Annotated in this window: 2 protein-coding genes; both read right to left on the reverse strand. The window is 71.6% G+C overall.

Features of this window, described 5'->3' with window-relative positions:
• Positions 1-888: 888 nt before the first annotated feature.
• Complete coding sequence (locus ACFQBR_RS33325; RefSeq protein WP_267945573.1) at positions 889-1,104, reverse strand: hypothetical protein; 216 nt, start codon at positions 1,102-1,104, stop codon at positions 889-891.
• Positions 1,101-10,997: a hypothetical protein gene (locus tag ACFQBR_RS33330; protein WP_378554970.1), complete on the reverse strand. Its 9,897-nt coding sequence runs from the start codon at positions 10,995-10,997 to the stop codon at positions 1,101-1,103. The genes ACFQBR_RS33325 and ACFQBR_RS33330 overlap by 4 nt, the downstream gene beginning before the upstream one ends.
• Positions 10,998-11,307 lie beyond the last annotated feature (310 nt).

Below are 11,307 nucleotides of genomic sequence, written 5' to 3' on the forward strand. Positions count from 1 at the left end.
GGTTGTTGATGCCGGCTCTGGGGACCTGGATGCCGGTGAGGACCTCGATCGCTTTGCGTGAGGAGTCGGACATGTTGTGGTCCAACGGCATACGCGATCCCTCCCTCTACCCCCTGGTACCGCTGCGCGGGCACGAAACTAGCACCGGAGAAGTCGCGTGAATCGGTGGCCCATTACCCTGACCGAAACCCTCGCTGAGGTTCCTCCGGTTGATTTCCGAAGGTCATGGGCGCGAACCGAAAGCAGCGGGGTGTTTCTGGAACATGTTCCACTCGGTTACTGTGCCTGGTATTTCCGCAACGGTTTTCCTGGGGCCGACCGGGTATTCCCTTCCTGTTTCCCTCCCGGCGGGGTTCCGCTCGCGGTGGAGGGCCAGAGGCCAGGTGGGGGTGCTGGTAGGTCCGTGCCGTCCGACATCGGCGTGGCATCCGTGAAAGAGCCGCCCCGGTTCTGAAGGAGCGGCATCGGAAGGGGCGGCGTGTGCTGAGGAGTCCGAGCGGCGGTCGCGTGCCAGTGGGCGGGCGTTCAGATCCTGTTTTTCAAGAATTCGCTTCTGCGATTCGCGTGATGCGCCTTTGTGTCGCCAGGGGCGGAGTCCTGGGGAGCTGGGTGCAGAGGGGCAGGAAGAAGTGCGCCTGCGAGGAGAATCGCATTCTTCGCGATCCGGCGCTGGAAAGGAAGGGAGAACTCGTCGCGCTTCTCAGAGCCGGGGGACGGGGTGCTCTTCGCCGGTCCCGGGGGCGTGGGCGAGGCGTGCGAGGGACTGTGCTCCTCGCGGCCGATGATCCTGTTGCCCAGGGCGTCGCGGACGGTCTCGCGGAGGAACCGTCCTTGTTCGTCCCATCGGCGCCAGGGGCCGACGCGTCGTGGGGGTGATGCCGACCGTGGTCACGCCGGTTCTTCGAAGTAGCGGACGTAGGCGTTGGACTGCGCGGCGCAGTCGTCGAATACCTGCTCGCCGGACCAGCCGCGCGTGGCGCGCAGGCGTGGGATCGCGTCGGCCGTCGCAGGGTCGTGGCCGGTGAGGGTGCCGTCGTCGTGCAGCGTCAGAAACGGCCGTGTCCGCTGCGTGCGGCGGTCCTGGACATAGAGCACACGGGTCACCGGCCGCCCCCTGGGAAGAGGCTGGCGGTCCCTCGTGCGTTGCGGGCCAGCATGTCGAAGCGCTCCATCATCTCGTCGAACCAGTCGGACCGGCCCAGGCGGACGAACTCGCCGTAGAGCCCGGCGAGACGGGTCCGCAGGAACCGGATGTCGGCCCGCGTCAGCGGGTTGGCGATCCACGCATTGGCCTCGAAGTCGTAGAAGGGCCGCATGCCGTTGATGTAGGCCAGCCCCTCCAGGTCGGTGGGGTCCTCCGGCGTGTGCTCGTACTTGAACCAGGCCTTGCCGTGGTCGATGCCCGCCACGTGCCCGTTGCCCTGGTCCAGCCAGTTGCCCGGATTGCGGTCGCCGTTGGCGATCAGCAGGTCCAGCAGGCCCAGCACGTGTCCGTCCCGCGTGTTCAGGAGCGGGGATCGCGGGTTGTCCAAGTGGGTGAACCCGGATACGCCGTTCATGAAGTGCATGAACAGTTCGTACTCGCCGATGCGCAGGACACCGGGGACGTTGGCGCCGATGGCGCGGCCCACCAGTGAGGCGAGCTGCTCGGCGTCGGCGCGCTCACGGGCGAAGGTGGTCTCCTCGGTGTCCTTGTAGACCGCCTGCGCGCCGTTCTCGAAGCGCATGAGCGAGGTATTGCCGTCGGAGCCGTCCTCGACGAGCTGTTCCTGGCTCACCACGTCGAATCCGGTGGTGGCGGCGAGGTCCTCGATACCGGTGAAGGTCCCGTTCCACAGCATGAGCGCTGCGGTCCGCTCGTCCTGGTTCCCGTCCTGGGCCTGTGCGGTCTCCTCGGTCGGGGCCGTGGGCGGCTGGTCGTAGGCCGCCGCGGAGGAGTCGTGGGTCCCGGTGGGGTCCTGGGTGTACTGGATCGGGGCGGGGTACTGGGAGACCTGCGTTCCGGCGGGGTAGGCCGGGCCCGGGGCGGCCTCGTAGCCGTCGGTGCCCGTGTACTGCTCGGAGGGGTCGGCCTCCGTGCGGCGGCCGTGGCGGCTCCGGTGATGGCCCGCCATGAAGACCTGGACCTGGGCGTCCTGGGCGGTGTGGTGCCCGATGTCCTCGGGCCGGTAGCGGTAGGTGAGGTCGGCGACGACGTCCTCGACCGTCGAGGGCCTGTCGTCCTTCTTCTTGTCCGCGGCGATGAGGGCGCTGAGATCGGGCCCGGTCGGGGGGTTGCCGGCCCACGGGTCGCCGGAATCGGCAAGAGCCGGCTCCTGCGTGCGCACCGCCGGCGCAGGGCCGTAGAAGTCGTCGTCCAGGGACATGCCGTCGTCGCTGTCGTCCGAGTCCGAGTCCGAGTCGGAGGTCAGGTCCGGGAGCGAGTCGGTGTCCGAGTCGGTGTCGCGCTGGGCCGGGTCGCCGCTGTCGCGGTCGTCCCGGCCGTCCCCGCGCGTGGAGCGTCCGCCGTCCCCGTCCGTTCCGCGGTCCCTGTCCTCGCCCCCGCGCCTGCTGTCGTCCTCGTGCCCTGTGCCGGGGTCGCGCTCGCCGTCGGAGCGGTTGCCGTCGCTGCCGTTGCCGTCGCCCCGGTCGCCGCTGCTGCCCGAACCGTCCCCGTCCCGGCTCCCGTCCTCGTCGCCGTCCTTCTTCCGGTCGTTCTCTGACGACGTCCTCCCCGGCTCCACTGCCGCCGGGATCCTCTCCCGCAGCTCCCGTACGTCGGCGGCGTCCTTCCGGGCGTTGTCCGCGATTTCCTTGGCGTCGTCCCGGGCCTTCCGGTCGGTCTTCGCGGCTTCCGCGGCACGCTCGGCCGCGGTCTTCGCCTTCTCGGCGGCCCCCTGCGCGTCCTTGTGTGCCTGACCGGCGTCGGTGGCGGCTGCGCGGGCGATCTCCACGATCTTCCCTGCGGAGTCCCGGGCCCTCTCGGCGATCTTCTGTGCGTTCCTCGCGCGTGCGGCGGCCTTTCGGGCATCCTGCTCGGCGGCGTCGGCCCTCTCGCGCAGGTTGTCGGCCTCCTGAGCCGCCTTCTCCGCTTCCTCGTGTGCCCTGGCCGCGGTCTTCGCCGCCTCGCGGGCGGTCTGGTGGGCCTCCTTGGCCCGTTCCCGTGCGTTCTCCGCGTCCCGCAGAGCGGTGTTCTCAGGGGTGCCGGTCGTCTCCCGGAGGTCGGTGCCGGTCGACGCCGTCCGCGTCTCGGGGGAGGGGCGGGGGGCGTTCGCCGCCGCTTGGACCGCGCGGTCCGCGGCGGTGCGGGCCGCGCGGGCGTCGGTTTCGGCCTTGACGGCGTTCGCGGCCTTTTCCTGCACCTCGTCGGCCTTGGCCCTCGCCGCGTCCGCGGCCTTGCGGGCCTCCTTGGCGGCCTCGGCGGCTCCCCGTGCCGCCGTCCTGGCGTTCCGCGCGTCCTCGGCGGCCCGGTTCGCGTCGTCCCGCTGGCCGGACGCGCTCTTGTCGAGGGCCTCGGCCCACGTCTGCAGCTTCTTGGCGTCTGCGGCCATCCGGTCGGCCTTGGTCTTCGCGGCGTCCGCGTCCGTCTGCGCCGTCTCGGCCTCGGCTCGCGACGCCTCCGCCTCCGCCCGCGCGGTGTCGGCGCGACCGGCGATCCCCTCCAGCTCGGAGATCAGGTCGTCCGCTCGGACACGCGCGTCCTGGGCGGCCCGGTCCCCGCCGGCGGCCCGGTCCTGCCCGGACAGGCCCTCCACGGCGGTGCTGAGTTCCTGGTGCCGTGTCCGGGCCCCGTCGAGTTCGTTCCCGAGCCCGGTGACGGTCTGCGCGTGCCGCTCCGCGGTGCGCTGGGCGTCGGCCGCGGGCGTGACCGTTCCCTCCGCCTCGGAGACGGCGGTGCGGAGCTGTCCGAGGAGGGCCCGCTGATCGCGTACGGGCGCCGTCGCGGTGGCGTTGTTCCGGGTGGCGGTGACGTCCCTGTCGGCGGTCGTGGCGTTGTCGTGCGCGGTGTCCGCCGCCTGCTGTGCGTCCTGTGCCTGCCGTACCGCCCCCGGCGCGGGGGCGCCGTCGGCCCCGGGCGCGGGGGAGCGTCCCTCCGTCCCGGCGGCGGGTACTTCACCGCCGGAGCCTTCGAGGAAGCGGTTTCCGTCCTGTAGGTCGGCCCTGCCGCGGTCCAGGGTCGTGGAGAGGCCGTTCACGGCAACGCGTGCGTCACGGGCCGCCTGGGCCGCGGTGTCCGCCGCGTCGGAGGCGCGCTGGACCTGCGCGTCAATGGTGTCCGTGTTCTGCTCCAGGCCGCCCTCGGTGTCCTGGACGGGGGAGTCGGACTTCGGAACTTCGAGGTTCAACGCCGTCCGGAAGTGGTCGACCAGGTTCTGGCGCGGTTCCGTGGGTGCGGGCTCTGTGGGCGCGGGTTCCGTGGGCGCGGGCTCCGGGGCCGGCGGGGTCACGATGATGCTCGGCAGGGGCCCGCCGGTGGTCGTGGTGACGTCACCGGTGTTGCCGGTGCTCGTGGTGGTTCCGGAAGTGACACCGGTGTTGTCGGTACTGCCGGTGGCCGGGGTGCCGGTCGTGCCGTTGGCCGTGGTGTTGTCGGCGGGGGCCGGTGCGCGGGTCGTCTCTCCGTTGCCGTCGCCGCTCGGCGTGCGGGCGGGGGGAGCGGTCCCGCCGTCCGTCCCCTGGCCGACGCCCCCGAAAGTGGTGCGCACGGTGTTCGTGGCCGCTCCCAGGGCGTCGATCTGCTTGTTGAAGGCTTTCAGGGCATCTTCGTACTTTTTCTCCTGTGCGTTGTAGGCGCTCTCGGCTCGCTCGTCGGCCGGCTTGGCGGCGTACCTCTCGGCCAGGCCCTCCAGCGGGGCCCGGGTGTCGGCGTACGCGGCCTCCGCCTCGGTGAACTCCTTGCGAGTCTTGGCCAGCTGCTTCACGACGGGGGCCGTGTCCTTCGCCTGGTCCGGGGTGAGGAAGCCCATCGCGATCGCGTCGGACTCCGAGTACCACTCGGCCGTCCGGATCGTGACTTGGCCCATGGCCCAGCGGGTGGGCCGGGAGGAGGGCGAGGTCGACAGAAGGCTCGGGTCCTCCGAGTGGAAGGCGGCGGGCGTCTTGAGCTTGCTGCCCGCGGCGAACGCCCAGGTGGTGTCGTGCTCGATGAGGTAGACGGGCCCCTGGCGGAGCTGGTCCGACTCCTGGTAGCCCTTGACCGCCTGGTTGGAGCCGCTTCCGGACCCGTTGGACGAACTGGTGTTCAGTCCAGCCGTACCGGTGTAGTTGCCCTCGTGCCCCTCGTAGCGGATGCCGTCGACCTCGGTGCTCAGCGCGGAGGGGCGCATCTCCGCCCCGCGGCCTCGGCTCCCACCGTGGGAGGTGCCGGCGCTGTGCGTCCGGGACCGGGTGCGGGAGTCGCTGAGCTGGCCGCCCGGCAGCGCGTCCAGGATCTTCGCTCCGCGGGTGCTCGTCAGGGCCTTGGCGCCCCACTGGGTGCGGTTGAGGTCCGCGAACTGCACCCCCTCCTGCTCGCGTGAGGCCGACTGGACCACCGCCTTGATGGCCCCCTTGCTGAAGCTGTGATCGATGTCGTTGTACACGGGGTCCTGGCCGTACTCGGCGGCGAGGTAGGCACGCGCCGCTTTCGCCTCGGCGCTGGTGCGCTCCGCTTTCGTCGTGGTGCTGGTGGACTCCGCTTTCGTCGTGGTGCTGGTGGGCTGCCCCTCGGCGGGGGTGTCGGTGGACGGCTTCCAGCCCAAGGACCGTGCGAAGACGATGTTGGCCTGGTCGCGCAGGGCCTGGCCGTCGTTCTCGACCATGGCCGGCAGTGCGAGGGCGGAGTCGTTGCCGGGCCTGGGACCCGCGTTGTCTGCCCAGGCGCGCAGCAGGTCGGGCGCGGACGCGTCCTTGGGGACTACGGGCAGCTGCGTCGCGCCGTCGTTCGAAGGAGGGGTGGCGGCCCGGCCGTCCCCGGTGGTGTCGTTTCGCGTCCGGTCGCCGGTGGTGTCGTCGCCCTCCGGGGCCGGGGGGGTGTCCCGGTCGGTCCCGGTGGATTCGGCGCCGTCGGTGGAGGTGGTGACGGTCGGGGCGGGCGGCGGCGACAGCAGGTCGGCGCCGGTTCCCCGCGTGTCCCCCTCCGTGACGGTGTCCGTGGTGGTCTCCGCCTGGGGGTCGAAGTCCATGTACGCGAACGCGTACAGCGTGTCGACCTGTCCGCTGTCCGCCTCGCCCGTGTAGACCGCGCGCGAGGGGTTGCCGTTCCGCCCTCCCTTGGGCGCGCCGAGTTCGAGGGTGAGGGTCATGGTCGTGTCCGCGCGGACCTTCGCGAACGGGGTGTCCAGGTGCAGTTCGACGGTGTGGGTGTCGTCCCGGGACTCCCCGGAGGTGCGGCTGTCGTTCGTGGAGGAGGACAGCGCTCCGGCGGGGGAGGCGAACAGCGGGCGGTGGCCCGGCTGCTGGTCCGGCCCCTGTTCGTCCTGGGGGTAGGAGGTGGGCTGCAACAGCACACCGTCCAGGCTCGACGAGTTCCCGGTCCCCCTGGTCTGCGAACCCGCCTGGGTCTGCGTCCACTTGTGCGACTCGATGTAGTAGCCGGACTGGCCGGGGTACGAGACCTCGGCCGGTTTCGGGTCCCTGGTCAGGTTCACGAAGACTTTCGCCTCGGTGCTCCAGTGCTGCGCCCGCGGCTTCGAGTCCGGCCCGGACTCCGACCCCAGCGCGTGGACCTCCACCGGCACCGGGACGGTGGAGTCGGGGTTCTGGCCCAGGTGCGTGGTCAGTTTCTGCAGCAGGTTCTCGCGTGACTGCTTCGTCAGCTCCAGCCCGTTCGAGGCGAGGTCGTCCACCAGGTTCTGGAGGGCGGCCCCGGGGTCGGCGGGATGGAGCTGCCTGCCGTTGTCCTCGAACCCGGGGCGCACCCGGGCGTTGTCGGGCTTCTTCGGGTTGGGCTGTGCGCCCAGGTGCACCTTGTCGCCGTCGCGGACCGCCCGGTCCTGCACCAGCTTGTCCTGGTGGGCGTCGCGGGAGTGCACATAGCCGGCGAGCAGGTCCTTGACGGGAGCGGTCCACCCGAGGTACAGGGTTTTCCACGTCAGGGTCGGTCCGATGCTCCAGTTCTTCAGGAACTCGATCGCCTGTGTGAGCTTGCCGGAGGCGCGGAAGGCGTACGTCTTGGTGTCGTTCGGGATGAACAGCACCGACGACGTGAACGCGGTCGCCCGGGTGTTCGACGTGCTCCGGGAGAAGAACGTGCGGGTGTGGGAGGGGCCGACCAGCGGGATCGGTCGCTCGGCCTCGTTGGGGAGGGACCCGTCGGAGGGGTGCGGGTTGGGGTTGCGGCCCCCGCTGCCTCCGAACCTGAGCCCGACGCTGCGGGTCAGGGAGGTGGTGGTGGACAGGGTCGTCTCGCTGCTGCCGCCCCACCGCATCTGGGCTTCGACGGGGCGCATGTCGGTGACCTCGTCGGCCTCGACCTTCGTGGCGATGGTGGCGCGGATGTCGTGCGGTGACCAGAGACCGCCGCTCATCTCCAGGCGCATCCGGGAGCCCCAGGACGTTGCCGCGCTCTTGCTCGCGGCGAGCTCCTCCGCCGACGAGTGGTTCTCGAACCGCAGACCGTTCCCGGACGCCCGGGAGAGGAACGACTCGAGCTTGCGCCGGTATCCGTCGTGGAGACCGCTGCGCGTTTCGGAGAAGGTCCGGAACGTCTCCTCCAGCAGCCCGCGCATGCCCCGGCTGCCGGTGTCGAAGTGGGTGTTGACGCGTTCGACGGTGCCGCCGATGCGGCGGATCGCCCGGGCGCGGGTCTGGCTCAGGGGCAGAGGGCCCTGCTGGGGCCCACTGTCCCGGGTGGTGCCCCCGTCCCGCTCGCCTCCGGGCGCGGTGGTGTTCGGTGCCGTTGCGGTCGTGGTGTCGGTGGTGGTGCCGGGGGGAGGCGGTGGGGAGAGGACCGCCGTCTGGTTGCCGTCGGCGCCGGTGGTCGTCACGGTGCCGGTGGTCGTCACGGTGCCCGCAGGGGGCGCGGTGGTGTTCGGGGCAGGGGTGACGGTCTCGGAGCCTCCGCCGACCAGGCGCTCCCAGGTGTGGACGGCCCCGTCCCGGATGACGGTCCAGCGGCCGCCCCGGTCACCGCCGGGGGTGGGCCGCGGGACGAAGTCCCCGCGGAGCATGCGCCGCGACTCGTCGTATGTGAGCGGCTGCCGGCCCCCGGTCGTGTCGGACTCCGTGTCCCCGGAGGCGTCCGTCCGCGTGGAGTCCTCTCCCCCGGTGTCGGCGGCGGTCTCGGGGGTGCGCCCCTCCCGCCCCCCGGTCCCGTCGTCGGGGGTCGTGCCCGCCGGATCGGACACGGTGGCCGGGGAGTCCGAGGCCGTCGGGGGCACCTTGGGCGTGAGGAGGACCGTGTGGGTGTCCAACCCGTCCCCCAGGAGCGGGGTGCCGTGTTCGCGCTGGGACCGGTCGTCGCGCGCCATCCCGATGTCGTCGTGCTCGAACAGCCGCGCGGTGAAGCGGGTGCGGGACGTCCACACGTCGGAGTCCCCGTTGAACAGGACCGTCTCCTCGGAGCCGTGGGAGAGGCTCTGCACGGATTCCTTGCTGGTGCCCCACGAGGTGAGCAGCGCGGCCGCCGGGTTCCCCAGCACCCGGGGGACGCCGCGCGCGTCGGCGCCTTCGTCGGTGCGCACACTGCCGCCCACGGTGGTGCTGATCGAGTGGTTGAGGCTCGACCCCTTCGTGGTCGTGATGCCGGCCGACCCCCCGAATCGGCCACCGCCGCTGGAGGTCGTGTCGAACTGGTGCACCAGGGGGTCGAACTCGCCGTAGACGCGCAAGGTCACGAAGTCGGGGCGCAGGCCCCTGTCCTTGATGAGCGTCGTCAGGTCGATCACGGCGGTTTCCTGGAGGCGGACCGGGATGCCGTCGCCGGGCAGGGCGGACGCACCGCTCTTGAGACCGGACTCGGAGAGCGCCTTGATGACCTTGAGGGTGTTCTCGCGTGCCACGTCCGCGTTGCGGCGGAAACCCCAGCGCTCGCGGAAGCTGCGGACCGTGTCCGGCGCCATGTGGCTGGGGCGGACGGCGTAGTTCTTCCTGGTCCTCCCCAGGTCCGGGATGACCATGCCGGGGTGCTTCTCGGCGATGCCCTTGAGCACGTTGTACGCCAGGTCGTCGTAGAACGAGCGCTGCGGTGCGTCGGGCTTCGGGGGGCCGGCGTCCGCGTCGTCGTCCCCGGTGGTGCTTGCCGTGTCCGCGACACCCGTGTCCGCGGTGGTGCTTGCCGTGTCCGCGACACCCGTGTCCGCGGTGGTGCTTGCCGTGTCCGCGACACCCGTGTCCGCGGTGGTGCCGGTCGTGTCGGTGCCGTCCGTCGCTTCGCCGTGGTTCTCCGGGGCGACCGGGGAAGCTTGGCCGAACCCGAGCACGGTGGCCCCGCTCAGGTCCGTGAGCTTGTCCGTGGGGCCGTTCGCCACGAGGTTCGGGAACGGGGGCCGCGGCGGCGCGGTCGGCCCGTCGGTCGAGGTCGGGACCTTGGGGAGTTCGCCGTTGAGCAGGCGGGCGTCCTCGACCGTGAGCATCTCGACGGTGTCGGCCTCGAAGCGGTGCGCCTCCTCGCCGTCGAGGCGGACGTAGAAGTCGCGCTTGACGTCGTAGGCCGCGTGGCCGGCGGGGGCGTGCACGACGTGGCTGCTGGTCCCCGAGGTGCTCAGGGTGGTCCCCGTGCTCCTCTCGAACGTGGCCGAGTACTCCACGAAGGGCACGTCGAGCCGGATGCTCTTGCCGTTGGGCAGTTCGAGCCAGATGCCGAAGCCGCCGCCGATCGAGCCGGAGGCCACGGTGGAGCTCTTCACGGTGGAGGAGTCGCTCTTGACGAGGGTGTTGCCGTGGACGAAGTCGGCCAGGCCGGGGGCGAAGTCCTTGCGGTCGTACTCGGTCGAGACCGACCACATCTCCATGGTGCGGGGAGGGCGGGAAGAGCCGGTGGGGAAGACGATCCGGATCTGCGAGGACCCGTTGGAGATCTGCGGCAGGTACTGCAGCACCCGGTCGTTGTCGAAGGTGGACTCGATCCATGTGCGGTTCTGGTCGTCGCTCTGCTCCTTCTTGGACGGGGTGCGGCCGCCGCCCCGGCCCCCCTTGGGACGGGGCCCCAGGAGGTGGTCGGCGAGCCAGGTGCCCAGGGTGTCCTTCCGGCCGCCGCCCGTCGTGGTGGTGCTGCCGCTGCGGTCGGTCCCTCCGTCACCGGACGCGGTGTCCCGGTCGGTCCCGCCGTCCGATGCCGGCGAGAAGCGGGTGATCTCGAGCGGGTGGCCGGCGCCGATGAACGGCCGGTTCACCGGTGGGCGGTTCCCGTCCGCGTCCGCCGGGCCGTTCTTGGGCTCGATGTGCCGGGGCGCGTCGGAGGAGACCACCTCCCCGGGCAGGTTCATGCTCAGCCCGTTGTGCGAGGTCCCCTCCTGGACACGGGGGGAGGTGAGGCCGGGGCCGGTGACGGAGGCCTTCATGTGCAGGTCGGCGACGTAGGGGGTCAGGGGGCCGAGCAGTTCGATGCCGGTGTCGGCGTTGGCGCTGGTCGAGGCGGACCCGGAGGTGCCCCGGACCTTCTTGCCGCCGCGCCCGCCGCCGGAGAGGATCGGGCCCGCGTCGTTGCCGCCGATGCTGCCGACGTACAAGGGGTTCACCGACACCTTGAAGGCGGCGGTCTTGCCCTGGCCGTGTGACCCGCTCTCGCTGGAGTCCACCCCGGGGCCGGCGCCGTGGAGCCTCAGCCGCCTGGAGTCCTCGCCGCCGCTCAGGGTCTGCATGTCGAAGCGGTAGAACTCGCCGTCCTCGGGGCGCAGGTCGATGTCGGCGCTCCACGTCTGCCCGTTGTGGGTGGTGCTGACGGTGTGCCCGCCCTCGCGGAGGAAGGGGCGGGGTCCCTCCCTGTCGAGGATGTCGACCACGCCGTCCAGGATCGCCCGCCGTGCGGGGGCGGGCATGTCAGGCGTGCCGGCCAGGACGTCGTCGACGAACCCGTGCAGGTGCTCGGTGAAGAGCATGTCCGGTCCGAGGAGGGTGGACGTGGTCAGGTAGCCCAGGTCGTAGGCCTGGCCCTCCCGGTCCGGAACGAAGTCGCTGGCATAGGTGAGGCGCCGCGGTCCGCCTTCCGGCGGGGGCGGCGGTGCCTCCTCCCGGGTGCTCCGGTTGGGGTCCCGGTTGTCGTCGGTCCCGGTGGTGTTCCGGTCGTCGGTCGGGCCGCCGTCGCGTGTGAGGGGGGAGTCGGTGTTGAGGGTGCCGAGGGGGACGTCCCTGCTGGTCCCGCCGAGGGGGACGGGTCCGGGGTCGCGGCTCGACTTGCCGGTGGTCTCC

This window comes from Nocardiopsis tropica, assembly GCF_042660575.1.
In the GTDB taxonomy this organism is placed as follows: Bacteria; Actinomycetota; Actinomycetes; order Streptosporangiales; family Streptosporangiaceae; genus Nocardiopsis; species Nocardiopsis tropica.